Source organism: Streptomyces sp. NBC_00704, from assembly GCF_036226605.1.
GTDB lineage: Bacteria > Actinomycetota > Actinomycetes > Streptomycetales > Streptomycetaceae > Streptomyces.
The window spans coordinates 3,916,007-3,941,826 of sequence record NZ_CP109000.1 but is presented as its reverse complement, the minus strand read 5'-3'; the positions used below and the strand labels follow the sequence as shown (position 1 = coordinate 3,941,826).

Below are 25,820 nucleotides of genomic sequence, written 5' to 3'. Positions count from 1 at the left end.
GCGGCGGTCCCCACGGCGACGGCCGCGGGACCGGCGACCGCCGGACCGGCGACCGCCACGGCGACGGGCGCCGCGGCGGTGGCCGACGGGGGCTGCGCGGGCTCGTGCTGCTCGGGTCCGTGCTGATGCTGCTCCTCATCGGCGGCGGACCGGCCTCCGCGCACGCGGCCCTGCGCGGCGCCGACCCCGCCGACGGAAGCGTCGTCAAGACGGCCCCCCGCTCCCTCACACTCGCCTTCACCGAGTCCGTGGGCCTGCTCGACGACTCCTTCCGCGTCTTCGACGCCCAAAACCAGCGGCTGCGCACGGGCCGGCCCGAGCACGCGGACGGCCGCGCCGACACCGCGCGGGTGACGCTGCCCGGCCGTCTCGGCACCGGCACGTTCACGGTGGCCTGGCGGGTCGTGTCGGCCGACAGCCACCCCATCGCCGGCGCCTTCACCTTCTCCGTCGGCAAGCCCTCCGCCGTCCCGCCCGCCCTGCCCAGCGCCTCCGTCGAGGACCCGGCCACCAGCGGCCTGTTCAACATCGGCCGCTATGCCGCCTACCTCGCCGCGGCCCTCCTCATCGGCACGGCCGTCTTCGTCGCCGTCTGCGGCCCGCCCGACCTGCGGCCGCTGCGCCGGCTCCTCATGACCGGCTGGTGGGGACTCGCCGGATCGACGGTGTTCCTGCTCCTGCTGCGCGGCCCCTACGAGACCGGCGCCGGCCCGGCCCAAGCCCTGGACCCCTCGGGTCTCGGCCGCACCCTGGGCACCCGTCCGGGCCTGGCCCTGGTCGCCCGCCTCGCCTTGCTGGCGGCGGTCGCGGTCCTCCTGTGGCGGCAGCGGGGGCTCGTGCGGGAACGGGACGGCGGGCGGCCCTCGCGCCCGGCACTGCTCACCGGCGCCGTACTGGCGGTCGGCCTGACCCTGACCTGGGCGGCCGCCGAACACGCCTCGGCCGGCATCCAGGTCCCGGCGGCGATGACGTCCGCGGTGCTGCACCTCCTCGCGATGGCCGCCTGGCTGGGCGGCCTGACGGCCCTGCTCACCCTGCTCCACCGCGCGTCCGTCCCCTCGCACGTCGTCCACCGCTTCTCCAGGCTGGCGGCCCTGTCGGTGACGGTGCTGGTGGCGACCGGCGTCTACCAGTCCTGGCGCGGCCTCGGCTCGGCGTCCGCCCTGACGGACACCACGTACGGGCGGGTCCTGCTGGCCAAGATCGCCGCGGTGGCGCTGCTGCTGGCGGCGGGGGCGTGGTCGCGCCGCACGGTCCACGGAGCCCTACGAAACACGACGACGGGGAAGACGACGGCCGACACAGCGACGACGGCCTCCGGTACGGCGACGACGGCCGGTACGGCGACGACGGCCGACGCGGCGACGACCGCGACCGTGCCGCCGACGGCGACCGCCAAGGTGACCGCGACCGCGAAGGTGACGGCGGGCGTGAAGGTGACGGCCGGGGCGCCCGTGCCCGCAGCGGCGGCCGGTGAGGGCCCGGCCGGCGGGGACCCGGCCGGCGGGGACCCGGCCGGTGGGGACGCACCCGGTGAGGACGCACCCGGTGGGGGCACGTCGGCTGCGAACCCGGCCACCCGAGCCCCGGGATTCCCCGGCCGTGATCCCGGGCCGCTCGCCCCGGCCGGTGCGGACAGGCGGCGTTCGCTGCGCCGCTCCGTGCTGGCCGAGGTCGCCGTCTCGGCCGTCGTCCTCGTCCTGACGACCGTGCTGACCGGCACGCTTCCCGGCCGGGCGGCGGCCGAGGCCGCGGCGGCGGAGCAGTCGGGCGGGCTGCCCGTGGCGTCGGTGACCGACGTCCCCTTCTTCCTCGACTCCCCGCAGGCCGGCGAGGTCCGCGGCAAGGTGCAGATCACCCTCGACCCGGGCCGGGTCGGCGCCAACAAGCTCCAGGCCGTGGTCTACGGGCCCGACGGCGGTTTCGTCAGCGTCCCCGAACTGCGCGTCTCCTTCAGCCTTCCCTCGCGGGACGTCGGCCCCCTCGACTCCAGGATCACCGACAGGGGCGGCTACTGGGGTGCCGACGCCGTGAACCTGCCCATGCCGGGCGAGTGGGACATGAAGGTGACGATCCGGGTGTCGGACATCGACCAGGTGAGCGAGACGAAGCCGGTCCGTATCGAACGCTGAGCCGCCGCCGCCGCCGCCGCCGCCGGAGCCGCAGCCGAGCAGGAGCCGGACGCCCGGAGCCGTAGGGAGCCGCGGGGAGCCGCGGGAGGAGCCGCGGGGGCTGCTCAGCGGGCCGGGTCGGCCGTACCGACCGCACCGACCGTACCGACCGCACCGGCCGTACCGGTCGTTCCGGGTGTCGCGTGCCGGGCGGCCAGGGCGCGCTCCGCCTCCTCCAGCCGGCGCGAGCAGCGGGCGTCCGGGTCGTAGGCGACGGCCGTGCTCACACACGTGCAGAACACCCGGGCGTCACGGGTGACGCGGCTGGTGACGCGGAACGACGAGCGGCGCAGGTCGCCGATCGTGGTGGTGATGGTGACGGGCTCCGGCTGGAGCGTCAGCGGCTCCGAGTAGTCCAGCTCGTGGCGGGCGTAGACGAACCGGGGGCGGATCTCCTGTCCGGGCAGCCCGGGGCGCAGATAGAACATGTCGATGTGGGCGTCCTGGATCATCTCCAGCAGCCGGACGTTGTTCACGTGGTTCATCGAGTCCAGGTCGCTCATGCGGACCTGGCGCAGATACAGGTGCGGCCGGCACTCCGGCACGGCGCTCGTGCGGCGGATGTCGGCCGCCAGGGCGTGGGTCACGACGTCACTCCTAGAAAAGGGCTGCGGGTCTACAGGGCCCGCTCGATGAGGTCCGCGGCGGCGCCCGCCCCGCCCGCCGCCGCGATCTCCCGGCGCATGTCCGCCACGGCGGCGCGGACGTCCCGGTCGGACGACACCCGCAGGACGGCCTCGCGCAGCGCCTCCGCGGTGACGGTCTCGCGCGGCAGGTGGACGCCGAGCCGCAGACGTTCGATCTGCGCCGCGTTGACCCGCTGCTCGGCCATCTGCGGCACCGCGACCAGCGGGACGCCGTAGTGCAGCGCCTCCATCGTGCCGCCCATCCCGGCGTGGGTGACGAAGGCGTCCGCCTGCGCCAGCACGGCCAGCTGGGGCACGTGCGGATGCACCTCGACGCTGTCGGGCAGCGCCCCCAGCTCGTCCGGCGACACGGCGGGACCGACGGACATCACCACATGCCACGGCAGCTCGGCGAAGGCCTCGACGCAGGACCGGTAGAACTCGGGCCGCCGGTTGAACTGGGAGCCCAGCGACACCAGCAGCACCGGCCGGTCCTGCCGCGGGCGCCGCCAGGAGCCCTGGTAGGAGCGGTCCCCGAGCGCCGGTCCGACATAGGCGACGCGCCGCGCCATGACCGTGTCCGGCCTGCGCTGGAAGGCGCGCGGGAAGAACGCGACGGCGTGCTCGGGCTGGACGAGGTCCTGGATCCGCGCGCTGTCCACGCCGTGCTCGGCGAAGCCGGCCACGAGTTCCGCGAAGCCCGGCACCTGGGGAAGGCCCGGCACGCCGAAGAACTCGGGGACGATGCCGTCGTAGGCGAGGTGCGTGGGCGACGCCACCACCATGGGAGCCTGCCAGCGGGCCGCCAGCAGCAGCCCGGCCAGACCGTACACGTCGCACAGCACCAGATCGGGCCGCTCCCGGTCGTAGGCCCTGGTCAGGGCGGGCAGGCCGGCCAGCGCCAGCCGGACGACCCGGGCGAACCCCTCGCCCATCTCCTCCGGCGCCTCCGAGCCGTCCCCCGTGTCCGGGTAGAGGACCGGCTCGGCGCCGGCCGCCTTCACCTGGTGCACGAAGTCCTCGGTGACGGCGTAGGTGACCCGGTGACCCCGCCGGACCAGCTCCTCGACGACCCCCAGCGTCGGATTCACGTGGCCGTGCATCGGGACGTTGAACACGGCGATGTGCGCGGGATTCGCACGGGTACCAGGCACGACACGCAACTCCTGTCCGGCGCGGAGCCGGTGCGGGGACCGAAAACGGGTGACGGGGCGTCCCAACGCGGACGCGGAGTCCCGATTAAAGGCGCTCCGGCACCGCTCCCGGCCGCAAACCTGCTGCAGTGTCACCCCATCAGGGAGCCTGCGGGCCCGCGCGTTGACACCCGGGGGAGGCGCGGCACGTGACCGCCGGTCCGATCGGCCGTTGGGGGTACAGGACGTCGTCCGCGAGCGGCCGGTCCATGCCAGGACCGGTCCACGACAGGGACGGCCCACGACAGGAGCAGTCTCATGCCCGGATCGCATCTGCCCTTGCTGGAAGAGGGGATGGCCCGCTGGCCGTTCGGCCCGCCCAACGCCGGGATCGCCCTGGACTTCACGGGCGCGCCGCCCGCGCCGGACGAGCTGCGGGCGCTGGTGGAGGAGCGGTGGAAGGCGCTGCCCCGGCTCACCCAGACCCTGGTCGCCCCGGGCGCGCGGGCGGGCCTGGCCTGGTGGACCGGCCGGCACCGCTGGGCCCGCGCGGACGGCCACGCGCTGGGACGGCAGGTCGGCGAAGTGGACGGCACCCTGCGGGACGCGGTCCGGGAGTGGTTCCACTCGCCGTTCCCCGCCGGGCGTCCACCGTGGGGCCTGCACCTCCTGCGCGGCTCCGCCCAGGGCGAGTTCTCCCTGCTGTTCCGGATGCACCACAGCCTGCTCGACGGACGCTCGCTGACGACGCTCCTGCGCGCCCTCCTCGACGACGGCGGGCCCCTGGACGGCGCCGCGTCCCTGGCGGTGCCCGGCCCCCGGCGGCGGACGGCGCGGGCCGCCCGGTCGGCGGGCGGGCCGCCCGGCCTGCTGACCGCGGGCCGCCCCGTGCCCCTGCCGCACCAGGGCCCGCGGGAGCCCGCCTACGCGCTCGTCGCGCTCGGCTCCGACGTCCTGCGGGCGGCGCGGCAGGCCGCTCCGGCGCGCACGGCGACCACCAACGAGGTGTTCCTGGCGGCGGTCTCCGGAGTCCTGCGCGCCCGGCTCCCCGACCACGACGCCGATACCGTCCCCGACCGGGCTCCCCGTCCGGTGTGGCTCTCGGTCCCGGTCGACGAACGGCCGGACGACTGCGGGGAGTTCCTCGGCAACGCGTTCGCCAACGTGCGCGTCCCCGCGCCGGTGACGCTGGCCGGCCCCGCCGACCGCCTCACCGCCTGCACCGGCCTGCTGACGACCGTCACCCGCGCCCGGACCGCTTCGGAGCGGCTCGTCGAGGGCACGCTCGCGGCGCTTCCCGGAGCGACCATGGCGCTGGCCGGCGGCAGGATCTTCGCCCCCGCCTACGCCCCGGCCGCCTGCTCCTACGTCCACCTGCGCGAGCAGGGGCAGACCCTGGCCGGACGGCCGCTGCGCGGCCTGAACATCGTCCCGATGGTGCCCCCGGCGGGCACGGTCACCTTCGCCCTGGGCGGCTGCGCCCAGGGCCACACGCTGAGCGTCGCCACCAACTCGGGCGGCCGGGACGCGGCCCTCCTGGCCGAGGCCTTCCTGACCGAACTCGCCGCACTGGCGGAACGGGGCCGGGACCGGGCCCCGTCCGAGACCGGCCGGGGATGACCGGCGGCGGTTCGCCCCCGCCCGCGGGACGGTCGCCCTCCCCGCCGTCAGGCCCGGCGGGCGCGGGACGCGAGACGGTCGGCGAACGCGACGACGAGGCCGCGCAGTTCGTCGGGCCGCTCGACGGCGAACGGCCGGTCGAGCGAGGCCAGCACGGACGGCAGCCAGTCCAGCCGCTCCACCCGCAACTCGACCCGCCACCAACGCTCGGCGCCCGGATCGCCGGGGTCCGGGGTGGCGGGATCGCCCGCGTCCAGGGTGGTGGGATCGCCCGCGTCCAGGGTGGTGGGATCGCCGGGGTCCTGGGTGGTGGGATCGCCCTGGCTCCCGGTCGTCGGTTCGCCCCGGCTCCCGGCCGCCGGTTCGCCTGGGGTCCCGGTCGCGGGATCACCTGGGCCCCCGGTCGCCGGCCCGCCCGGATTCCCGGTCGCCGTCCCGCTCGGACCGCCGGTCGCTGGACGGGCGTCCGCCGGAGTGACGTCCGCCGGACAGACGTCCTCCGCATGGACGTCCTCCGCATGGACGTCCGCCGGGGGCCGCGTCTCCTCGGGGGTCAGGCTCGCGACGGTGGCCGGCAGGCGGGCGCGGATCGCGTCGGCCGTCGCGTGGATGCGCAAGGCGACCTCGTGGCGGTACTCGGCGGTGGCGAACCCGGACACCACGCGCTGCGCGGCACCGGGCCCGTCGGGCGCCTCGAACGAACCGGGCAGGGTCCGCGCGGCGGCGACGCGGTCGAGCCGGAAGGTCCGGTCCTCGCCGATCCCGGGGTCCGCGCCCGTGACGTACCACCGGCCGGCATGGGCGACGATCCCGTAGGGGTGCAGGGTGCGTTCGCTGCGCCGGCCCGCGCGGTCGGTGTATCCGATCCGGAGCGGCCGACTGTGGCGCACCGCGTCGGCGATCGTGAGCAGGATTTCGGCGTCCGGGGAGGCGAACGCCTCGGGCGCGGCCGTGAACGCGAGGGATTCCAGGACCGCGTCGAGCCTGCGGCTCAGCCGCGGGGGCAGGACCCTGCGGATCTTGGCCGCCGCCGTCTCGCTCGCGGTGTCCCCCGTCGCCGTCAGGCCCGCCCGGCGGCCCGCGAGCAGCCCGAGCAGGACGGCGAGCGCCTCGTCGTCGCTGAGCATGAGCGGAGGCAGACGGTATCCGGCGCCGATGCGGTAGCCGCCGTAGCGGCCTCGCACGGCCTCCACCGGCACGTCGAGGTCGACCAGCTGGTCGACGTAGCGACGCACGGTCCGCCCGTCCACGCCGAGCCGGTCGGCCAGCTCGCCCATGGTCCGGACGCCGCCCGACTGCAGCAGCTCCAGGAGGGTGAGGACGCGGCCGGTGGGTCGGGACATGGACGGAGAGTAGCCCGATTCCGCGAATAGTGGACGGATTCTGTCCAGTAACCGTCCTAGCCTGCGGTGCACAGCGGCCGGACGGCGCCGCGAGAGCCTGGGAGAACACCATGAACTTCGTCTCGACCCGCATCATCACCGGCGACGTCGCACGCCTGGTCGCGTTCTACGAGAAGGCCACGGGGGCGTCGGCGGCCTGGGCCACCGAGGACTTCGCCGAACTCGCCGGCGCGACCGCCACCCTGGCGATCGGGAGCGTCCGCACGGTCGCGATGTTCGCCCCGGGGGCCGCACGCCCCGCGGACAACCACAGCGTGATCATCGAGCTCCTGGTCGACGACGTGGACCGCGTGCACGGGAACCTGTCCCGTGCCGGGTCCGGCGTCGATGTCGTCGCCGAGCCCACCACGATGCCCTGGGGCAACCGCTCGCTGCTGGTCCGCGACCCCGACGGCAACCTCGTCAACTTCTTCACGCCGGTGACGGCGGCCGCCCGCGAGAAGTACGCCCGCTGAAAAGGGTGAAGGGCCGGGACGCGGTTCAGCCGAAGACGAGGAACAGGGGGACGGGCAGCAGCACGGCCAGCCCCACAACGGCGTCAGGAGCCCTGACGGCACGTCACCGGATCGGGCGGGCGCACGGCTGCTCGCCTTGCCCCGACCGAAGGTCCGCGAGGTCCGCGAGGTCCGCGAAGTCCGCGAGGTCCGCGAGGTCCGCGAGGTCCGCGAGGTGCACGAGGTGCACGAAGCTCACGCGCGGTGGAAGACGTCGAGCGGGCCGTAGGGGGTCGGGTTGCCGTCGGCCAGCTCGGGGTGGTCGCCGACGCGGTCCCGGAGGATGCCGACGGTGTCGGGCCACACGGTGAAGCGCCCTCCGCCGCCGACGAGGATGCGGTCCCAGTCCTGGGAGGCCGTGACGCCTGCCCGGTCGATGACGAACCCACGGCACTCGGCCGCGTCCTGGTCGAGGGTGCGAACCAGGGCGGCGACTGCGTCCTCGCGGTCAGGAGCAGGGATGTCGCTGATCTGGAAGAAAAGCTTCTGGATATTGCCGTCCAGGCACTGCACGGTCACGGCAAGGGACTCGTCGCGCCCCATCCAGCCCTGGAACTCGACATTTCGGTACTCGTCCGAGGCCAGCGCTGAGAGGAGGGTGTGGACCCCGCCCACCAGCGGCTCTCGCTTGCCCTGGACCGTGTCGCGGAAGCCGAAGAGATTGTCCGTGAGCGGGTGTCGGACGAAGAGCCCCGAGGTCGCCAGCTGGTCGATCAGGTTCTGAGCGGAAGCGCGGGTGAGGGCGGTCCGATACCAGATGAAGAAGCCCTTGGCCGTGGCTGCGTCGGCCGCCGCGGTGGCTCTGGCATTCTCGCCGAGGCACTCTTCGAAGATCGCCAGGGCCTGTTCGCGGGGGACCGGGGGGCTGACGTAGTTCCTCGCCCGGATGTGGGCGGCGAACTCGGGGAGCAACGCGACGTGGTGTCGCCGTACGTAGTAGGCGAGTTCGGTGGGCCACACGTAGGTGCCGTCCGTGATCAGGGAGCCGGCGCCGGTGATCCAGACGTCGTCGGCGATGACGTCGCGCTCGGCGCCCATGACCGTGTAGATCTCGTGGCTTGCTTCGAGGTAGGCGAGCAGTCGTTCTTCGTCCCGCTCGCCGGTGCTGCGCGCGGCGTCCCGAAGGGAGGGGGCGGCCGCTCCGCCGTCGGCTCCGCCGAGTTCTCGGTAGAACCCCGCCTGCTCGATCATGGTGTCTCCAGTCATGCCGGCCACCTAGTGCTGAATCGTGGGCAGGTAGGTACGCCAGTAGCCATTGTTGCCGATGGTGGGGGTCTGGTTGAGCCCGAGGTCGGGCGAGGTGCCGACCTTGTCCGTGGGCGCTGTCACGGGGACGCCGAGCTCGTCGGCCACGGTCTGGGCGAGTGGGATCTCCGGCGGCCGGGCGTCGGCACCGGAGTGGCAGGAGACCAGGCGTACCGGCTGGCCAGACCTGTATTCGGGGTTACTGCGGATCGCGTCCACGATGTGGTGCGGGTTGACCTCGAAGTCGGTCAGGTTCTTCCCGGCTGCGTTCAGACGGCCGGCAGCGAAGACGCCCCTGTCGGTACCGTGCACGATCACGTCGTGCACTCCGGGTATGCGGCGGACGCGTTCGAGGTTGTTCAGGGTGGCGTTGTCGTAGCCGACCGTCGTGGTGTTCTTTCCGTAATAGACCGGGTCGCCCGAGACCAGCTCGTAGTCGCCGGCCCGCGCCGGTGCGGCGGGGATCTTCGAGTCCGGGGATTGGATCAGCTTCCAGGTACGGGACTTGCCCATCTCGTCGAGGGCCGCGCTGTTCAGCCGGAAGCCGTTGAACAGGCTTTCCACTCCGCCGTTCTCGGCGACGATCCGGACCGTGCTCCCACCCGCTCCGAAGGCGCCGCCGAACTCCATGCCGTAGCGGGCGGAGTCGCTCACCTCGTCGAGGCTGAGGCCCTTGCTCTCGCCGGTGGCGATGGCGACGGGCTGGGTGACGGCGAGGTCGACGGTGATCGACTCGAGTCCGCCGATGGCGGCCGTGGCGAGGGTGGTGCCGGCGATGGTGGCGATCTCGGTGGACACGGTCACGCCGATCGTGGCGGACAGCTCCAGGATCGAGGCGGTGGCGGCTGCCGCGGCGCCTTCGGAGATGCCGAGGGTGAAGACCGCGAGGGCCGTGCCGGCGACGATGGTGGCGCCGACGATCTCCAGCTCGTGTTCCAGATGTTTGACGGCCTTGTGGACGGCGTCGGCGTACTGGTCGAGGGCCTTGGCCAGGTCGCGGGCGGCGTCGATCATGTCCTGGAGCCAGCCGTGGCCGTCGTAGTAGTAGCGGCGCCAGAACGGGTCGTCGAAGGCGGAGATCGCCTCGCCCTTGTTGTGCTCGATGATGCCGCGCGCCGACTTGTTCGCGGCGGCCGTCACGTCTTCCAGGTCGTCGGCGAAGTCCCGCCAGACTTTGGCCGCGTCGCGCAGACCCCCTTCGTCGGCGTCCGGCCACCACATGCCGGTCATGTCCTGGACGATCTCTTTGGCCTTGTCGGCCGCGCTCATCGCGCGTTCCCGTCACCGTCGTGCGGGGCGGGCCGGATCCTGCTGAACATCGAGCGGATGAGCAGTTCGTTGTCGATGTGACCGTCGGCCATGTCGGTCATGGCCGCCTCGATGCTGGCCAGGCCGAGCGCGAGAATCCCGGCGGCGGCCTCCATCCTCTTCACGTGCGGGCCGTAGTGCCCGTGGAACTTCTGCCCCTGCTCGTCGTCACCCCACGGCGAACCGGCCGCCGCCAGCCCGGTCTTGAGCTTGGTCAGCGCCTTGGCCAGGTCGGAGCTGTGGGTGTGGAAGTGCGGCGCTGTCGCCTTGAGATCGGCGATCTTGATGTCGAGTATCTTGCCGTCGCTGTGATCGCCCATGGCGTCGTCTGTTCCCCCTGAGTCGGCTGATCGGCCAGAAGACGTTCAGTCAACTCAAGGGGCTCACGGCCGCGATGCCGACAAAGGAAAGGCAAAGTTCCGGCCAAGCGCGACAGGCGGCGCGGCCTTGTCCGTCCGGGGGTCAGGGGATGCCCGGAGACGTCCTGACCTGCCGTGAGGCGTGAAAGGCGCACAGTGAGGCGGACGATTCGATCCGCTCCCGGCGGCGGAGCAGCTGGGCGGGGAGTCCGGTCTGCACGTCACACGTCACACGTCCAACCCAGCCGAAGATCAGCCGCATGTCCTCGATGCCACGTGTCCGGTCGGCGGTTGACCGTGCGCTGGAGAAGAACTCGAGCCCGGTGATCGGGCAGGTCGCGATGAGTCCGGCCGCGGCGGCCTGGTCCCAGCCGTGCTGCTCCGCTTCCCCGCCCGTGAACCGCGCGAGCGCGCTGGTGTCGATCAGGGACTGGGCCGAGTTCACCGACGGCAGTGCCCCTTGTTCTCGAACAGCTCCAGATCGAATGCGCCGTCGCCCGCCACGGCCCACAGCCGGGCGAGAACCAGGGCGCGACGCCGACTCTCCAGCGCCTCGCGAAGGGCCGTGTCGACAGTCTCCTTCTCGGTGCTCGTCCCGAGGGCTTTCGCCACGTCCGCGACCAGGTCGTCGTCCAGGTCGATAACCGTCCGACTCATGAGTGCCTCCCTGATATCGAATGTGGGCGGGCGCCCGGCCGTGGCCGCCGAGTCCTACGCGGGCATCACGCCGTGGATGCGGGAGAGAGTGAAGACACGTTGCGCTTCGCGCAGGTGGCACCAGGCGTCGAGGTAGGGCGGGTCGAGTTCCAGGTCGCTGAGGGTGCGCACGGTCCGGCTTCCCGAGGTGGCGATGTACTCGACGGTGATGGCCGCACCGGTGTCGATGGCATGGGCTACCTGGCGGACGTCGCTGTACGACAGGTGCTTCGCGTATCCGGCGACGATCTCCTCGGTGTCCGTCGCGAAAGGCACCCCGCTGCCGAACGGGTCGGGTTCCGGTGCGGTCGGCGGGGCCTTGAGCAGCCGGTCGGCCAGGACGTCCATCCCGGCCTCGGCGGGCATGCCCGAGGCGCGGATCGCGGTGGTCCCGGGGCCGCGCCGCCCGACGTTCCTTCGAGGGGGCGGGACGGCAGCGGGGGCCCGCTGCGGCAGGCGCTTCTCGATGCGTACCGTTCCCCCGGCGGTCTCGGCGACCGGGGCGTAGCCCGCGGCACGGAGCGCGGCGAGAGTCGTCGCGGGTGGGCTGCCGCTGACCAGGACCGTCGGGGCGAGCTGCCGCAGGGCGAGCTTGGACAGTGCGCGGTGGGCGGCGAGCTCGGCCAGGAGCGCGGGTTCGTCGCCGTGGATGACACAGGCCGCGGGGGCGATGCGCACCCGTCCGTGACCTCGTGCGGTGTCGGCGATGAGAAAGGTCAGCGGCTGTGGCAGGGCCGTGGCGGAGCCGGCCGCCAGGTCGGCTGTGATGTCGTCCGGGGTGCGGCCGGCGTCCAGGGCCCGGCGGATACTGCCGGCGCTGAAGCGCCATACTGAGGCCGTGCCGCTGGTCTCCCGGTCGGCCGTCGAATCCAGCAGCGCGGCGAGTCGCGCGGACGGGGTGCCGGTGACGACGGCGGTGAGGTCGGCTCCGATCCGGGCCGTCGTGGTCGCGGGGGGCAACAGCCGCCGGGCCGTGATGTCGAGCTCTTCGTCGGCGTGGGCCGCCAGGTGGGCGCCGAGCGGGGACAGCGCACCCCGTGCCAGCACGCCGAGCAGTTCGCCTTCGCGGATCACGGTGCTGAACGGTGCCGTGTCCTGGGGCGAGGCGTCGTCGGCGAGCGGACGGTGCCAGGCCACGAGCGGCCCCAGCTCCGAAACGACCTTCACCCCCTGTCCTGCCGGGAGCCCCGCTGCCGCGGAGAGCAGCCCGTGGCGGGCCTGCAGACAGCCGCCGCAGGCAGGCGCACCGGCGAGCGCGGGAAGCGCCTTGTCGTCTTCGTCGCGCGCCCGGGTGGGGGTGAGCGGCAGGTCCCGCCAAGCCCGGAGAAGTACGGTGAGTTGCTCTGCGGGCTCCTGCTCGGCCCAGGCGTCGTACGCCCGGGTGGGAGCTACGCGATCGCCGTCGCGGGCCAGCAGTCCGGCGGCGTACGCGGTCTCCAGGGCGATGCGTACGACGGCGTCGTCCGCTTGGGCGGCCTTGCCGAGCCTGGCCAGTTCACGCGCGCCGATCCCGCCCGACTTCAGCCGGGTCGGTGGAGCGGCCGCGCATGCCGAAAGGACGGAGGCGGCATGGGCCGCGAACGCGGTGGCGGCCGCCGCGGCCTCCCGCTCCACCTCCGAGCAGGTGATGGGCACCGACTGCGGGACGGGCGGCAGAGGTTCGAACGGAGCGTGCCAATCGGGGCCCCTCAGAGCCAGGGCCACCTCGACCGGCATCCGGACGGGCCCGTACCGGTGACGGTCCTGGAGCAGAAGCCCGCGGTCGAGTGCCCATCGCGCGCCTGGCCGGAAGTCGCGGCCAGGCGCCCCGAACACGACGGACAGTGACTGACCCGGCGTGGACCTGGCGCTCCGCTCAAGCAACTTCCGTGTGGCTGCCGGTGCCCCCGCCACCGACGCGGCGACCCGTTCCGCGTCACGGTGATGCTCCACCAGAGCCGCGAGCCGCTGCCGCTTGGTGCCGGGTGGCTTGATGCCCAGGGCCGCCAGCATGCCGCGCAGTTCCTCCGAGGTGGTGCCGGCCAGCAGCTCTTGCAGCGGGGCGTCAAGTCCCAGAGGCGTGCTCCACGCCTGCCGCAAGGACGTAGGGGTGCGGAGTGCCTCGTTGCCGTCGTGCCACACGAGCGCCCGATCCGACAGCGCCTCCAGGGTCGCGTCCAGCGCGTGTGCCGCCGCAGGGGATGTCGAGCCGAGCAGCTCCGCGAGGCTGTCCCGGGTCGCTCGTGCTCCCAGGGCTGCCAGCGCCTCGGCGGCCTGCAAGCACGGCAGCGTGAGTTGCGGCAGGACGAGTGCCACGGACCCCGGACGTTGGAGACGGTCCGCCAGTTCCCCCACCGAGCGTGGTTCCGGGGAGGAGGCTGCGTCCTTCCGCATGGCGAGTACGCGTGCCAGGCGGGGACCGTCGAGTTCGCTCAGCCAGGCCGCAAGCGTCGATCGGGACTTCATGAGGGTGCACCTCGACAGACAGGGAACGTGACAGGCGGGCCGTAGCCGCTTCGGCGCCAAGGTCAAGGATGGCGCAGCTCCATGATCCGCGGATGCCGTACGAAGACAGAGTCCGGGACACCTCCCCGCCGCGGGCCCGGTCCCACGACCCGAGCCGGCAACAGTGGAAGAGTCCGACCACCCGTTCGCCGAAATGTCCCCCTGGGTTGAAGTGAACGCAACCAAAACTGCGAGGGCCGAACACGACGAAGGGCCCCACCGCGAACGGTGGGGCCCTTCGACATCGTGCCCGGTGAGGCACTGGCGGAGGATACGAGATTCGAACTCGTGAGGGGTTGCCCCCAACACGCTTTCCACATGTTCGTCCGGGGTTTCGGGGTTGGTCATCGGTGTCCTGACCTGCGACGGAATGCGGCTGAGGGCAGGCGGTGAACGGTGCTGAACGGCAGTGAATGCAACCAGAACTGCAACCAGGGGGTTCAGTTCCTGCTCACACTCTGCGCCAAGCGCTGAGCAGTTCCTCGGGGCCGTACACCGCCTGGAGGCCGGAACAACCGACCCCGCTGCGCGAGACCGCCACAAGCGGTACCGGCTCGTCGGTGATCGCCGCCCGGTGCTTCTGCAGCGCGGCCAGGTCGTGGCTGTCGAACGCGGCGTTCTCCAGCCACTTCACAGAGCCGAGAAAGAGCAACTGCTTGGCCACCGGCTGTCGGTCGGCGCCCACCAAGTCGATTTCGACGTCGTTGCTACGGGTCCAGTACCCGCCGATCGCCGGGGCAGCGGGCAGGAGCCCGTCCGGCAGGAGACGGGCGAGGGATTCCCGGACCAGGGGCTCGATCGCGCGGCCACGCCAGCTCGTCCACTGCTCCTTGATCCGGCTCAGTGTGAGATCTCCCCGCATCCGCTCGATCTCCGCCATGTGCGGATCCAGAAACGCGAGCCAGAACCGCAGGTAGGGGTCGGCCACGCGGTAGCGGCGCTCCTTCGACGGCCGCAGTGAGAGTGGCAGCTCTGCGGCCACGACCCGTTTCCCGGTCAGGACCTCAGTGGCCCGGGTGAGAGTGGTGTGGGCGATGCCGCCGGCCGCGCGCGCGATGTTGGTGAAGGTTCGCTCCCCGGATCCGATGGCCCGCAGGACCTCCCTGCTCATCGCCTGTGGTGGAAACTCCGCCACCAGTGAGCGCTCGGCGGAGACCAGCAGCGCCGAGATCGGGTTGTCCAGCGAGTCGCGGAGAAACTCCCAGACATCCGCTCCGGCCCGCCACTCGGCGCAGATCAGGGGAAGACCGCCGGTGATCAGGGCGGCGTCGAAGGCGACCGCCGGAGACAGATTGAGCATTTCGCCGATGTCGGCCGGGTTCAGTGGCCCCACGACCATCTCCCGGCCGCGCTGATGGAAGGGGCGGTCGTAACTGTTCAGCGCTTTCATCATCGACAGGTCGGATCCGACCAGGAGGAGCAGTACGGGTTTGCGGCAGAGCAGGCGGTCCCACGCCCGTTGGAGCATGCCTTCGAAGGCGTCGATGCGGTCCATGAGATACGGAACCTCATCGATGACGACCACGCTCGGTCTGTCGTCGGGCAGGATCTCCGCAAGGAGCCTGAAGGCGGCGTTCCACTGCTCAGGGGTCTCCTCCGAGAACAGTTCCCGCTCCGGCAGAGTGGACCTGGCCACGGCGTCGAGCAACTCCGTCAGCTCGTCCTCCGCCGTGCCGCCCGCCGCGGTGAAGAAGAGGTACGGCGCCTCGGTGCGCCGGAGGAACTCCTCGACGAGGCTGGACTTGCCGACCCGCCGCCTCCCGCGCATGAGAATGCACTGACCGGGTTTCGCCGACCCGACAGCATTGTCAACCGCCTGCAAGGCGTTGCCGAGCGCGTTCAGCTCGCGGCCCCGCCCGATGAAACGATGCATGACGAACCTCCCGACAGGAACAGTATCGATGGAGATACTATCTCTGTCGATACTGTTATTCTCTTTCGCTCGGGCAGGACGCTGCGGATCCGGGAGACGGTGAAATCGCGCTCGCCGTCCCGCAGGTGACACCAGGCATCGAGGTGGGGCGGGCCGAGTTTCCAGGCCGCTGAAGGTGCGTATGGTCCGGTTGGCTGGGCCAGGTCGCCGAGGGCTGGCTCGGTGGCGCGCAGAACCGCTTCGAGGAACACCGGTACGGCTGGACCGAGCGGCTTCCCCAGCTGGGCGCGGCGCTGTGCTCCGCCCGGAGTCCGGCGGTGGCGCAGCTGCTGTCCGCCGGGCCTGGGCCCAGGTGGACGGTGAGCTGCGGCTGCGGCTGTGGACCGGCACCGGGCCGGCCGAGATCCGCCGCGCACAGGTGGAACGGCTGAGCCTGCCGCTGCTGCGCATCCTGGAAGCGGCCGACACGAAGCTGCACGGCCCGATCATGGCGGCAGTTGCGTTCCTGCCCGGACACGGTCCTGGAGTGCCTGCTGCCGCTGCTGCGCCACGCGGCGCAGGAACAAACGGAGGGCGAGTCCCGGGCGGCGGGGCTCGCAGCGGTGGTACGGGAGTGCGGGGACCGGCTCGGCGCGCTCGTGCGACGGGCGCCGCGCGCCCCGGATGACTGGTCGGTGGCATGGACAGCAGGGTGCGGCTGCGAGCTGTGCGGCACCCTGGGCGCGTTTCTCGGCTCCCGGTCGCGGCGGACGCTGGAGTGGCCGCTGGCGAAGGACGGGCGGCGGCACGTGCACAGCCGGATCGACACGGCCGAGCTGCCCGTAGACCATCAGACCAGGCGCCAGGGACGTCCTTATACGCTGGTGCTGACGAAGACCGAGGAGCTGTTCTCGCGCGAGCGGGCGTCCCGCCGCCAGGCCGGAGACGACCTGACCTGGCTGGCCTCGACATGGAACGTTTCCGGCGAGGTCGCAGTCGACCCGAGGCCGTGACACGAGTCCCGGGGCGTGGGAGCGACGCAGACGAAGGCCGCCAGGACGTCCGGCGAGGCGAACTCCTCCCAGCCGCCGCCGACGGCCGCGAGGAACTCCGCGCCCAGGACGGTGCCGATGCCGCGGCGGCTCTGGACTGTCAGCGAGTTCGTGTTCGCGAAACCGGCCTTCGACGGGCTTGTCCGACTCGGCGATCTGCTCGTTGAGGGCCATCACTTCCCTGGCCGGGTACGGCGAGTACCGCGTTGTCCACTCCGCTGAGGACCGTCAGCTGATGGTGTGTCCTGGCCGTCGGCAACCGCCGCGACACCGCCAAGTTCCATAGGACCTCCGCAATGCAGGTCGGTGCCAACTGCCCGCCGGGGGCGCGGGGCGTGCGTCTGCACGTCTGTCGAGATGTTCTGAATGTCGCCTATAAATGCAACCAGAACTGCAACCACACACGTCGAAGGGCCCCACCGCGAACGGTGGGGCCCTTCGACATCGTGCCCGGTGAGGCACTGGCGGAGGATACGAGATTCGAACTCGTGAGGGGTTGCCCCCAACACGCTTTCCAAGCGTGCGCCCTAGGCCACTAGGCGAATCCTCCGCGGCAAACAATACAAGACGTTGAGGAGTGCTCGCGAACTCGTTCCCCCCGCTCGGATCCTGTAGCCTGTGCGGAGCCCCTCACGCGGCGCTATCTGACTGAACTCCCCCAGGGCCGGAAGGCAGCAAGGGTAGGTCGGCTCTGGCGGGTGCGTGGGGGGCGCTTGCGTTCCCGGGGCCGGGCGGGCGGGGCGGCGGGAGCCGGGCGTGGGTCCGATGTCAGCGGTCGCCTATAACCTCGTATGCGTGTCGTCTCTCGCGCTGTACCGCCGCTATCGCCCGGAGTCGTTCGCCGAGGTCATCGGGCAGGAGCATGTCACCGACCCGCTGCAGCAGGCGCTGCGGAACAACCGGGTCAATCACGCGTACCTGTTCAGCGGTCCGCGTGGGTGCGGGAAGACCACCAGCGCGCGCATCCTGGCGCGATGCCTGAACTGCGAGCAGGGCCCCACGCCGACGCCGTGCGGTGAGTGCGAGTCGTGCAAGGACCTGGCCAGGAACGGGCCGGGCTCCATCGACGTCATCGAGATCGACGCCGCTTCGCACGGAGGCGTGGACGACGCCCGTGACCTGCGGGAAAAGGCGTTCTTCGGGCCCGCCCGCAGCCGCTACAAGATCTACATCATCGACGAGGCCCACATGGTCACGTCGGCCGGCTTCAACGCCCTGCTCAAGGTCGTCGAGGAGCCGCCGGAGCATCTGAAGTTCATCTTCGCCACCACCGAGCCCGAGAAGGTCATCGGGACCATCCGGTCGCGGACGCACCACTACCCGTTCCGGCTCGTTCCGCCGGGCACGCTGCGGGAGTACCTGGGCGAGGTGTGCCGGCAGGAGGGCATCCCCGTCGACGAGGCGGTGCTGCCGCTCGTCGTGCGCTCCGGCGCGGGGTCCGTGCGTGACTCCATGTCCGTCATGGACCAGCTGCTCGCCGGCGCGAGCGACGCGGGTGTGACATACGCCATGGCGACCTCCCTCCTCGGTTACACGGAGGGCTCCCTGCTCGACTCCGTCGTCGAGGCCTTCGCGACGGGAGACGGGGCCGCGGCCTTCGAGGTCGTCGACCGGATCATCGAGGGGGGCAACGACCCCCGGCGGTTCGTCGCCGACCTGCTGGAGCGGCTGCGGGACCTCGTCATCCTGGCCGCCGTCCCCGACGCCGCGGAGAAGGGGCTGATCGACGCCCCGGCCGACGTCATCGAGCGGATGCAGGCCCAGGCCGGCGTCTTCGGCGCCGCCGAGCTGAGCCGGGCCGCCGACCTGGTCAACGAGGGCCTCACCGAGATGCGCGGCGCGACCTCGCCCCGCCTCCAGCTGGAACTGATCTGCGCGCGCGTGATGCTGCCCGCCGCCTACGGGGACGAGCGGTCCGTCATGGCCCGCCTCGACCGCATCGAGCGCGGCGTGAACTTCTCGGCGGGCGGGGCCGTGTCAGGGCAGCCCGCGCAGGCGGCGCCCGCCATGCCGGCGATGGGGTACGTGCCCGGGCCGCAGGCCCACGGCGGCGCCGCCATGGCCGACGGCGCGTCGATCCCGCCGGGCGGCGGAGCCGCCGCGGCCCGCGCCGCGGTGCGGGGCCAGGGGCCTGGGCAGGCGCCAGGTCAGGGACCGGGGCAGGGGGCCGCGCCTTCCCCCGTCGGACCGGCGGTGACGCCCGCGCCCGACCAGCCCGCGGCCGCTTCTCACGCGCCCCCTCCGGCGCACCCGTCCGCACCCGCGGCCGCCCCCGCCCCCGCACCGGCTCCCGCGGTCCAGGCGGCAGCGCCCGCCGACGTGGCTCCCGCCCAGCCCGCTCCGGGCGCCTGGCCCACCGCGACGGCGGCCGGCGGCGGGCGGCGACCCGGCGGCTGGCCCACGGCCACGCCCGCGGGCGGCGGCGGACGGCCCCCGGCGGGCCCGGCCCCCGCCCCCCAGCCGGGCCCCCCGGCCTCCGCACCGGCGGCGGCCCCCGCGCCCTCGTCGCCGGCGGCCGCGCCCGCGCCCGCCGGGTACGCGCCGCCCTCCGGCGGTCCCGATCCCCGCATGCTCTGGCCGAACATCCTCGAAGCCGTCAAGAACAGGCGTCGCTTCACCTGGATCCTGCTCAGCCAGAACGCCCATGTCGCCGGCTTCGACGGCACCACCCTCCAGATCGGCTTCGTCAACGCCGGCGCCCGCGACAACTTCGCGAGCAGCGGCAGCGAGGACGTGCTGCGGCAGGCGCTGGCCGAGCAGTTCAATGTCCAGTGGAAGATCGACGCGGTCGTCGACCCGTCCGGCGGTTCGGGTCCGTCGCCCTCCGGCGGGTTCGGCGGCGGCGGGGGCGGCTTCGGCGCAGGCGCTCCCGGCGGGGCAGGGACGACCGGCGGGCCCGGCGGCTACGGCGGCGGCCCGGGCGGTTCCGCCTCTTCCGGCGGCGGCTACGGCGGTCACGGCGACGCCGGGGCGGCGGGTCCGTCGGCCTCCTCCTCCTACTCCTCGCCGCAGGCGTCGGGACCGGCCGGGAGCGGCCCGGACCGGCACAGACCCGCCCCGGCGTCGCCGCAGTCCCCGGCCCACGGCGGTTCCGCCGGTTCCGCATCCGGCCCGTCCCGCCCGCCGGCCCCGGATCCGGTGGCCCCCGAGGACGACACCGCCGAGGACGACGATCCCGACCTCAACGAGTCCGCTCTCTCCGGTTACGAGCTGATCGTGCGTGAGCTGGGAGCGACCGTGGTGGAGGAGTTCACCAACGAGTAGCGCGGGCAGCGCCGGCCCGCCCGGCGGCCGGAGTTGGAGGAACGCACAGGAGACCGGGCGACCGTCTCTCGGCGGCCCGCACAAAGCGTCCCGCCCCGCGGCGGCTAGGCTGACCCCGTGAACGTCCTCGTCATCGGCAGCGGCGCCCGCGAACACGCCCTGTGCCGCTCACTGTCCCTCGACCCCGCCGTCACCGCGCTGCACTGCGCGCCCGGCAACGCCGGCATCGCCGAGGTCGCCGAGCTGCACCGGGTCGACGCCCTGGACGGCGCGGCCGTCCGCGCGCTGGCCGTCGAACTCGGCGCCGAACTGGTCGTCGTGGGCCCGGAGGCGCCGCTGGTCGCCGGGGTCGCCGACGCCGTGCGCGAGGCGGGCATCCCGGTGTTCGGCCCCTCGAAGGAGGCCGCGCAGCTGGAGGGCTCCAAGGCGTTCGCCAAGGACGTGATGGCGGCGGCCGGTGTGCCGACCGCCCGCTCCTACGTCTGCACCACCCCGGAAGAGGCGGCCGAGGCCCTGGACGCGTTCGGGGCGCCGTACGTCGTCAAGGACGACGGTCTGGCCGCCGGCAAGGGCGTCGTCGTCACCGACGACCTGGAGGCCGCCGCGGCGCACGCGGCCGCCTGCGACCGAGTGGTCATCGAGGAGTTCCTCGACGGTCCGGAGGTCTCCCTCTTCGCGATCACCGACGGTGTGACGGTCGTCCCGCTGCAACCCGCCCAGGACTTCAAGCGCGCGCTCGACGGCGACGAGGGCCCCAACACGGGCGGCATGGGCGCGTACTCGCCGCTGCCGTGGGCCGACCCGAAGCTGGTCGAGGAGGTCATGGAGACCGTTCTCCAGCCGACCGTCGACGAGCTGCGCCGCCGCGGCACCCCGTTCTCCGGGCTGCTGTACGCGGGCCTCGCGATCACCGGCCGCGGTGTCCGGGTCATCGAGTTCAACGCGCGCTTCGGCGACCCCGAGACGCAGGTCGTCCTGGCCCGCCTCAGGACGCCGCTGTCGGGCGTCCTCGCGGCGGCCGCCACCGGTGAGCTCGCCGACCTGCCGCCCCTGCGCTGGAGCGAGGAGGCCGCCGTCACGGTCGTCATCGCCTCGCACAACTACCCCGGCGACCCGCGCACCGGCGACCCGATCACCGGGCTCGCCGACGTGGCCGCCGAGGACGCCCCGCACGCCTACGTGCTGCACGCCGGCACCAGGCGCGACGGCGGCGACGTCGTCAGCGCCGGCGGCCGCGTGCTGTCCGTCACCGCGACCGGCGCCGGTCTGACCGAGGCCCGTGACCGCGCGTACCGGGCGGTCGCGCGCATCGGCCTCGACGGCTCCCAGTACCGGACGGACATCGCCGCGAAGGCGGCGGCCGAGGCGTGACCGGCGTCGCGTGACGGACGACGCCCCACAGGCTTCTCACCAGGTGTTTTTCAGGCCCCGGGTTTCCGGGGACCCCCGCGCGGGGGTCCCCGGAAACCCGGGGCCTGATCGTTGCCCACCGTCATACACCTTTCCCCAAAGCCATTCCATCGAGTGACGCTGAAGCATCCGGCTGACGGGGGCCGGACCGCCAACTAGGGTGCGGCGCAAGCCTCCCGGCCCTCGTTCCGGCACTTGGCCCACCGGCATTGCGATGTCAGTGGGCGGTGCCACAGTGGGGGAGTGAGCACTGCGAAGACAGCCGGGGGACACAGGACTGCAGGGAGGGGGTGACGTCCGGTCGTGACCGGTATCGGTGTGGAGGCGGGCGCGCAGGCGGCCCGCGCCAGGGCACTGGCCGTGCTGCGGATCCGCAGCCGGGCGCTGGCCGTCGCGCTGCTGCCCGCGGCGGCCGCCGTGATCCTGGGCGCGGGCGGCGCCACCGGGCACTTCGTGGGGCCGGGCTGGGACGGCGCACGCGTGGCCGTGTGCACCGTCGCCGCCGTCGTGCTGATCGCCGCCGCGGTCGTCGGCCTGGTCGTCGCACGGGCCCGGCCCGCCGTCAGCCCCACGGTCGCCGTCGCCGAGGGAGCGGCCCCCGACCTGTACCGGCTGGTGCGCGACCTGGCCGACCGTCTCGACGTCCCGGCGCCCTCGGCGATAGCCCTCACCCCGGACTGCGACAGCTGGCTGGAGGACCGCACCCATCCGGCCCACGGCCCGCCCCCGGCCCGCGAGGGCGACGAGATAGCCGGTCCGGGCGGCGCCCACGGGCCGCTCCACCGCCGTGCCGCCGCGGCGCCCGTCCTCGTCATCGGCTCCCCGTTCCTGTGGTGGATGCGCGTCGGCGAACTGCGCGCCGTCCTCGCCCCGGTCGTCGCCGGCACGGGCCCCTCGGCGCACCCCGACATAGCGGCGGCGCGGCGCTTCGTGCGCGGTCTCGACGCGGCGGTGGCCGTCTGCGTCCAGCAGGGCGGCAGACACCCCGTGCTGCGGCCCGCGTGTGTCGGCGTCGGCTGGGTCGCGCGCCTGATGCTGCGCGGCTGCCAGCCGCACGCGGGCGAGATGGAGCGCGCCGTGGCCGCCGCGGCCGCCGCGCGCGCACAGACCGTGGACTACGGCCTGCGCATCGTCGCCCAGGAGCAGGTGGGCCTGGCGTACGCGGGCTGGGACCGGCTGCTCACCCGCGTGGCGCTGCCTGCGTGGCGCATGGGCCGCTGGCCCTCCCGGCTGGACGCGGGGGTCGTCGCGGCGCTGACCGAACTGTCCCGGCGCGACCGGCTGGCCGAGGGCTTCGCCTCCCGCCTCGGCGAACGCCCCGCCTGCGACCTGCTCGAAGAGCCCGGCACGGTCGACGAGGCCGCCTCGCTGCTCGCGGCCCGCCTCTTCCACGGCGGCCGGGCGGAGACCGGCCCCGACTGGTCGCCGATCGCCTGGGACGACTACCCGGACGAGGTCGTCGACCGCAAGTGGCGCACCGACGCGGCCCGTCTGCACCGCGTCCTGGACGCCCTAGGCGTCCGGCGCGCTCCCGACGCCGCGGCCGTCCGCCACCCCGGCGGTCCCACCCTGGCCCGCGTCCTGGACCACCTCACGGACGGCTTCCCCGCGCCCCCCGAAACGACGGCGCACCGCTCGCCGGCCCCGGCCCCGGACCCGGACCCGGACCAGGGGCACCAACCCACAGAACCGCCCGCGCCGACCACAGGCCCTGCGCCGAGCACGGGCCCTGCGCCGAGCACGGGCCCTGCGCCGAGCACGGGCCCTGCGCCGAGCACGGGCCCTGCGCCGAGCACGGGCCCCGCGCCGACCACGGGCCCCGTCGCCCACCCGGACCCCTTCCTCGGCGGGGCACCCACCGGTCACCTCGCGACCCCGGGGACGCCCGAAACCCCCGAGGCCCCCGAAAGCTCGGAGATGCCCGAGCCCTCCGAGCCCCCCGAGCCCTCCGAGCCCTCCGAGGTCCTCGCGATTCCCACGAACAGCTCGGATACCTCTGAGGGCTCGGGCATCTCCAAGGCCCCTGCGGCCTCTGACGCCTCCGGGCCCCCCGAAAACCCGGAGGCTCCCGAGGTCACCCCCGACGACCTCGCTCACCTTGCCTCCGCCTTCGCGCCCGACGGCGACGACGAGCTTCCGCCCGCCAACCCCCGCAGCGCCGCGCTCGCCGCCCGGCTCGGCGTCGAGGTCGGCCGCGAGGAGGCGGCGGCCGTGCCCGCGGCCGGCGCGGGGCCGCTCGCGGCGGGGCAGGGGCCCGACACGGCCCTCTGGGACGACTCGGCGCTACCCCTCTTCCCCCTCCAGCCCCCGCGCACGGACCGGGAACTCCTCGCCGACCACGTCACGGCGATGGTCTGCTGCGCGGCGATGGACACCGTCGGCGCGACGCCGGGCCTGGACTGGCTCGACGGGCCGACCCTCCTGGTCGACGGCGAGCGCGTGCCCGACCTCACGCCCCGGGTCCTCAGCCTCGTGGAGGACGGCGACGCGGGCCCCCTGCGCACATGGCTCGTGGAACTCGGCATACGGCCGGAGAAGCCGGTGCGGCTGGGCTGAGCGCGAGCGGGACACCCCCGCCGTTCACCGCCGTCCGCCGTCCGCCGTCCGCCGTCCGTCGCCCACCGCCCACCGCCCACCGCCTCCCCGCGAAGAGCCCCGGCTGCTCCGGCCTGTCCCGGCTCTTCGTCTCTTCGGCCGGACCGGTGGCCGGATCAGTGCGCCGGCCGGGCCGCGGTCGTCGTGCGGCCGCTCGGTGCACCGCAGGGCGCCGTCGGCCACCGCCCCTGGAGGGGCTAACGGAGGAGTGAATTCCACTTTCGGCCAATTCGCAACGACTAGTGACTGCATGCGCGCGTTATGTGATGTGCTGGGACCGATAGGGCCCATGGCAAGGGCTCGCGACATAGGACACGCGGCACGGGACCGGACACACAGGACGGTCACGTCCGTACGGGCCGGCACGGGGGCACGAGGGAGGGGAGCACCATGGGACCCGGACCAGGACCGGAGCACATCCGCCGATGGGAGTCGGGCGCACTGGCCCACGCCGTGACCGACCCCTTCGGCCAGGGCCCGGTGCCCTGGCTGCGCGGCAGCGAGACGTACTTCGACGACACCGGGCAGGTGGTCCCCTGGTACGTGGACCAGGCGGCGCCCGCCCCGGCGCAGGGCGCCCCCCGCGTCCCCGGACCCCGCTCCGCCCCCCGGCCCGGCGGCCCCCGCTCCGCCGACGACGTGGGCCGTCAGATCAAGGGTTTCGTCTCGACGGGCGCGGTCGCCCCCGGGGGCGCCGTCGACTTCCACGTCACCGTCGACCCGCCCCAGGAGTTCAGCGTCGACGTCTACCGCATCGGCCACTACGACGGCGACGGCGCGGCCAAGATCACCACCAGCCCGCGACTGTCCGGCATCGTCCAGCCGCCGCCCCTGACCGCCGACCGCACGGTCTCCTGCCACCACTGGTGGCTCTCCTGGCGTCTTCAGGTCCCGTCGTACTGGAACGTGGGCGCGTACGTCGCCGTCCTCACCACCGCCGACGGCTACCGCTCCCACGTGCCCTTCACGGTCCGCGAGCGGCGTCCCGCCGACCTGCTCCTGGTGCTGCCCGACATCACCTGGCAGGCCTACAACCTCTACCCCGAGGACGGTCGCACCGGCGCCAGCCTCTACCACGCCTGGGACGAGAACGGCCGGCTGCTCGGCGAGGCCGACGCGGCGACCACGGTCTCCTTCGACCGGCCGTACGCGGGCGCGGGCTTACCCCTGCACGTCGGTCACGCCTACGACTTCATCCGCTGGGCCGAGCGCTACGGCTACGACCTCGCCTACGCCGACGCCCGCGACCTGCACGCCGGCCTGATCGACCCCACCCGGTACCGGGGCCTGGTCTTCCCCGGCCACGACGAGTACTGGTCCGCCAAGATGCGCCGCACGGTGGAACTCGCCCGCGACACCGGCACCTCGCTCGTGTTCCTGTCCGCCAACTCCGTCTACTGGCAGGTGGAGTTGGGGCCGTCGCCGTCCGGTGTGCCCAGCCGTCTGCTCACCTGCCGCAAGCGCAGGGGACCCGGCAGGGCCGCGCTGTGGCGGGAGGTCGACCGCGCCGAGCAGCAGTTGGTGGGCATCCAGTACGCGGGCCGGGTGCCCGAGCCGCATCCGCTGATCGTCCGCAACGCCGGCCACTGGCTGTGGGAGGCGACCGGCACGGGAGAGGGCGAGGGCATCGAAGGGCTGGTGGCGGGCGAGGCCGACCGCTACTTCCCGCGCACCCCGCTCCCGCGGCACGAGGACCGCATCCTCCTCGCCCACTCGCCCTACCGCGACGGCGAGGGCGTCCGGCGGCACCAGGAGACGTCCCTCTACCGCGCGCCGTCGGGCGCCCTGGTGTTCGCCTCCGGCACCTTCGCCTGGTCGCCGGCGCTCGACCGCCCCGGCCATGCCGACCCCCGGGTCCAACGCGCGACGGCCAACCTCCTGGACCGCATCTGCAAGCGCGACTGATCCACCCCCACCCCCGCCCCCACCCGCTCCCCACCGCCGCTCGCTTCACACCGCCGCCCATCCCCCCACCGCCGGGATCCCCGCCGCCTCAGGGCCTGTGCCCGCCTCCCAGGCGGGCCCGTTCGGCTGTCGTCCCGGACGGTCCGGCCACCCGGCGTCCGAGGTCAATCCTGAACTAAGGGACAATCGAGCCTCCAGGTCAG

Annotated in this window: 19 protein-coding genes, 1 tRNA gene, 1 other RNA gene and 1 pseudogene; 9 read left to right on the top strand and 13 right to left on the bottom strand. The window is 73.4% G+C overall.

The window, feature by feature from the left end; genetic code table 11:
* Positions 1-104 precede the first annotated feature (104 nt).
* Positions 105-2,132 (top strand): copper resistance CopC/CopD family protein, encoded by a 2,028-nt coding sequence (locus OG802_RS17160; RefSeq protein ID WP_329417136.1) that lies wholly within the window; start codon positions 105-107, stop codon positions 2,130-2,132.
* A gap of 104 nt (positions 2,133-2,236) precedes the next feature.
* Here the strand turns inward: OG802_RS17160 and OG802_RS17155 are convergent, their stop codons facing one another.
* On the bottom strand, positions 2,237-2,758 hold the full coding sequence (locus tag OG802_RS17155; protein WP_329411506.1) for an acyl-CoA thioesterase: 522 nt from the start codon (positions 2,756-2,758) through the stop codon (positions 2,237-2,239).
* Between the two features lie 29 nt (positions 2,759-2,787).
* Entirely contained in the window at positions 2,788-3,951 is a 1,164-nt protein-coding gene (locus OG802_RS17150) for a macrolide family glycosyltransferase (protein ID WP_329411504.1), read from the bottom strand.
* A 297-nt stretch (positions 3,952-4,248) separates the two neighbouring features.
* Between OG802_RS17150 and OG802_RS17145 the strand changes: the two genes are divergently transcribed.
* Entirely contained in the window at positions 4,249-5,550 is a 1,302-nt protein-coding gene (locus tag OG802_RS17145; RefSeq protein WP_329411502.1) for a wax ester/triacylglycerol synthase domain-containing protein, read from the top strand.
* A gap of 47 nt (positions 5,551-5,597) precedes the next feature.
* Here OG802_RS17145 and OG802_RS17140 read toward each other — a convergent pair whose 3' ends face one another.
* On the bottom strand, positions 5,598-6,893 hold the full coding sequence (locus OG802_RS17140; RefSeq protein ID WP_329411500.1) for a helix-turn-helix transcriptional regulator: 1,296 nt from the start codon (positions 6,891-6,893) through the stop codon (positions 5,598-5,600).
* 110 nt (positions 6,894-7,003) lie between these two features.
* Between OG802_RS17140 and OG802_RS17135 the strand changes: the two genes are divergently transcribed.
* Positions 7,004-7,408 (top strand): VOC family protein, encoded by a 405-nt coding sequence (locus OG802_RS17135; RefSeq protein ID WP_329411498.1) that lies wholly within the window; start codon positions 7,004-7,006, stop codon positions 7,406-7,408.
* 103 nt (positions 7,409-7,511) lie between these two features.
* Here OG802_RS17135 and OG802_RS17130 read toward each other — a convergent pair whose 3' ends face one another.
* From OG802_RS17130 to OG802_RS17095, 8 genes are all read right to left on the bottom strand, one after another.
* The gene (locus OG802_RS17130; protein ID WP_329411497.1) at positions 7,512-7,646 is read right to left on the bottom strand and encodes a hypothetical protein; all 135 of its coding nucleotides are present in this window, start codon (positions 7,644-7,646) and stop codon (positions 7,512-7,514) included.
* On the bottom strand, positions 7,643-8,653 hold the full coding sequence (locus tag OG802_RS17125; protein ID WP_329411495.1) for a hypothetical protein: 1,011 nt from the start codon (positions 8,651-8,653) through the stop codon (positions 7,643-7,645). The genes OG802_RS17130 and OG802_RS17125 overlap by 4 nt, the downstream gene beginning before the upstream one ends.
* A gap of 9 nt (positions 8,654-8,662) precedes the next feature.
* Positions 8,663-9,961, bottom strand: a complete 1,299-nt coding sequence (locus tag OG802_RS17120) for a WXG100-like domain-containing protein (protein ID WP_329411493.1) — start codon at positions 9,959-9,961, stop codon at positions 8,663-8,665.
* Entirely contained in the window at positions 9,958-10,320 is a 363-nt protein-coding gene (locus tag OG802_RS17115) for a hypothetical protein (protein WP_329411491.1), read from the bottom strand. The genes OG802_RS17120 and OG802_RS17115 overlap by 4 nt, the downstream gene beginning before the upstream one ends.
* Positions 10,321-10,462: 142 nt before the next feature.
* Entirely contained in the window at positions 10,463-10,804 is a 342-nt protein-coding gene (locus tag OG802_RS17110; protein ID WP_329411489.1) for a hypothetical protein, read from the bottom strand.
* The gene (locus OG802_RS17105) at positions 10,801-11,016 is read right to left on the bottom strand and encodes a type II toxin-antitoxin system VapB family antitoxin (protein ID WP_329411488.1); all 216 of its coding nucleotides are present in this window, start codon (positions 11,014-11,016) and stop codon (positions 10,801-10,803) included. Before OG802_RS17105 ends, OG802_RS17110 begins: the two co-directional genes overlap by 4 nt.
* A gap of 54 nt (positions 11,017-11,070) precedes the next feature.
* Positions 11,071-13,500 carry a helicase-associated domain-containing protein gene (locus tag OG802_RS17100; RefSeq protein WP_329411486.1) on the bottom strand — a complete coding sequence of 810 codons (2,430 nt, stop codon included), beginning with the start codon at positions 13,498-13,500 and terminating at the stop codon, positions 11,071-11,073.
* Positions 13,501-13,990: 490 nt separating this feature from the next.
* On the bottom strand, positions 13,991-15,412 hold the full coding sequence (locus tag OG802_RS17095) for an ATP-binding protein (RefSeq protein WP_329411484.1): 1,422 nt from the start codon (positions 15,410-15,412) through the stop codon (positions 13,991-13,993).
* 497 nt (positions 15,413-15,909) lie between these two features.
* On the opposite strand from OG802_RS17095, the gene OG802_RS17090 reads away from it, so the two are divergent.
* Positions 15,910-16,404: a hypothetical protein gene (locus OG802_RS17090; protein WP_329411483.1), complete on the top strand. Its 495-nt coding sequence runs from the start codon at positions 15,910-15,912 to the stop codon at positions 16,402-16,404.
* Between the two features lie 2 nt (positions 16,405-16,406).
* On the opposite strand, the pseudogene OG802_RS17085 reads toward OG802_RS17090, so the two are convergent.
* Together OG802_RS17085 and OG802_RS17080 are read right to left on the bottom strand one after the other, a co-directional pair.
* A pseudogene (locus tag OG802_RS17085) lies at positions 16,407-16,629 on the bottom strand (transposase); the annotation flags it as partial.
* Between the two features lie 276 nt (positions 16,630-16,905).
* Positions 16,906-16,993, bottom strand: a tRNA-Ser gene (locus tag OG802_RS17080).
* Between the two features lie 71 nt (positions 16,994-17,064).
* Here OG802_RS17080 and ffs point away from each other — a divergent pair.
* From ffs to OG802_RS17055, 5 genes are all read left to right on the top strand, one after another.
* Positions 17,065-17,163: signal recognition particle sRNA small type (gene ffs / locus OG802_RS17075), an RNA gene on the top strand.
* 75 nt (positions 17,164-17,238) lie between these two features.
* Complete coding sequence (locus tag OG802_RS17070; RefSeq protein ID WP_329411481.1) at positions 17,239-19,707, top strand: DNA polymerase III subunit gamma and tau; 2,469 nt, start codon at positions 17,239-17,241, stop codon at positions 19,705-19,707.
* Between the two features lie 117 nt (positions 19,708-19,824).
* A complete protein-coding gene (gene purD / locus OG802_RS17065) occupies positions 19,825-21,078 on the top strand; it encodes a phosphoribosylamine--glycine ligase (protein WP_329411479.1) in 1,254 nt (417 codons plus the stop codon).
* Between the two features lie 342 nt (positions 21,079-21,420).
* Complete coding sequence (locus OG802_RS17060; protein ID WP_329411477.1) at positions 21,421-23,673, top strand: hypothetical protein; 2,253 nt, start codon at positions 21,421-21,423, stop codon at positions 23,671-23,673.
* A 429-nt stretch (positions 23,674-24,102) separates the two neighbouring features.
* Positions 24,103-25,617 (top strand): N,N-dimethylformamidase beta subunit family domain-containing protein, encoded by a 1,515-nt coding sequence (locus OG802_RS17055; RefSeq protein WP_329411475.1) that lies wholly within the window; start codon positions 24,103-24,105, stop codon positions 25,615-25,617.
* Positions 25,618-25,820: the final 203 nt, after the last annotated feature.

Excerpts from the sequence above, each read along its gene's own strand:
- OG802_RS17145 (WP_329411502.1), top strand. The coding sequence starts at position 4,249 with ATGCCCGGATCGCATCTGCCCTTGCTGGAAGAGGGGATGGCCCGCTGG.
- OG802_RS17140 (WP_329411500.1), bottom strand. The coding sequence starts at position 6,893 with ATGTCCCGACCCACCGGCCGCGTCCTCACCCTCCTGGAGCTGCTGCAG.
- OG802_RS17135 (WP_329411498.1), top strand. The coding sequence starts at position 7,004 with ATGAACTTCGTCTCGACCCGCATCATCACCGGCGACGTCGCACGCCTG.
- OG802_RS17125 (WP_329411495.1), bottom strand. The coding sequence starts at position 8,653 with ATGACTGGAGACACCATGATCGAGCAGGCGGGGTTCTACCGAGAACTC.
- OG802_RS17120 (WP_329411493.1), bottom strand. The coding sequence starts at position 9,961 with ATGAGCGCGGCCGACAAGGCCAAAGAGATCGTCCAGGACATGACCGGC.
- OG802_RS17115 (WP_329411491.1), bottom strand. The coding sequence starts at position 10,320 with ATGGGCGATCACAGCGACGGCAAGATACTCGACATCAAGATCGCCGAT.
- OG802_RS17105 (WP_329411488.1), bottom strand. The coding sequence starts at position 11,016 with ATGAGTCGGACGGTTATCGACCTGGACGACGACCTGGTCGCGGACGTG.
- OG802_RS17100 (WP_329411486.1), bottom strand. The coding sequence starts at position 13,500 with ATGAAGTCCCGATCGACGCTTGCGGCCTGGCTGAGCGAACTCGACGGT.
- OG802_RS17095 (WP_329411484.1), bottom strand. The coding sequence starts at position 15,412 with ATGCATCGTTTCATCGGGCGGGGCCGCGAGCTGAACGCGCTCGGCAAC.
- OG802_RS17055 (WP_329411475.1), top strand. The coding sequence starts at position 24,103 with ATGGGACCCGGACCAGGACCGGAGCACATCCGCCGATGGGAGTCGGGC.